Source organism: Ectothiorhodospira sp. 9100, from assembly GCF_022227565.1.
GTDB classification, from domain to species: Bacteria; Pseudomonadota; Gammaproteobacteria; order Ectothiorhodospirales; family Ectothiorhodospiraceae; genus Ectothiorhodospira; species Ectothiorhodospira marina.
This window is the reverse complement of sequence record NZ_JAJNAN010000119.1, coordinates 1-813: the sequence shown is the minus strand read 5'-3', so window position 1 is coordinate 813 and position 813 is coordinate 1. Positions and strand designations below refer to the sequence as shown.

At 61.7% G+C, this 813-nt stretch carries 2 protein-coding genes; both read right to left on the bottom strand.

Annotated features, from left to right (window positions below):
• Positions 1–464: IS3 family transposase (locus LPW29_RS15220; protein WP_238628717.1), on the bottom strand; the 464-nt coding region annotated here is incomplete at its 3' end.
• Positions 461–748, bottom strand: coding sequence for a transposase (locus LPW29_RS15215; protein ID WP_238628716.1), 288 nt, complete (start codon positions 746–748; stop codon positions 461–463). The genes LPW29_RS15215 and LPW29_RS15220, both read right to left, overlap by 4 nt.
• Positions 749–813: the final 65 nt, after the last annotated feature.

The following is an 813-nucleotide window of genomic DNA, read 5'->3' as shown; positions in this document are numbered from 1 at the left end:
GAGAGCACACGACGACTGTGCCAGTCCATGATGGCCGCCAGGTACATGAACCCCCGGGCCATCGGGATGAACGTCACATCGGTCGCCCAGACCTGGTTGGGACGATCGATCACCAGATCCCGCAGCAGGTAGGGATAGATCTGGTGGCCCTCGCCCGGTCGACTGGTGCGCGGCCTCGGATACACGGCGTGCAGGCCCATCTGGCGCATCAGCCGCTGGACTCGCTTGCGGTTTACCGGGTGGCCCAAGCGATTGAGGTAGGCCCTCATCCGTCGTGAACCATAGAACGGCCTTCGCAGGTATTCCTCGTCAATCAGGCGCATCAGCTCCAGGTCGCTATCCTGGCCCGGCTTGGGCCGGTAGTACACCGAGGAACGGCTGATGTCGAACAACTGACACTGTCGCCGGACGCTGACATCAACCGACTGCGGCTCGACCAGGGCCTGTCGCTGGGCCCGGCTCAACGACCGAGCCTGCGTGATAAAAAATCGCGTTCCACCGTCAGCTTGCCGATCTCACGGTACAGGGTGTCGATCTCCTCCTGGGTTTTCTGGGCTGCCTTGCCGTCACCCTTGCCCTCGAAGACCCCAGTGGCCTTGTCCAGCAGCTCGCGCCTCCACTGGCTCACCATGGTCGGGTGGATCTCGAAGCGGGCAGCCAGCTCCGAAGTGGTCTGCTCCCCCTTGAGGGCCTCAATGGCCACCTTGGCCTTGAAGTCGGCGCTGTATTGCTTGCGTTTCCTGCTCATGATCAGATTCTCCTGTCGGAATGATCAGAGCTTAACCCCTGGTCCGAATTTTGGGGTCCACCTCA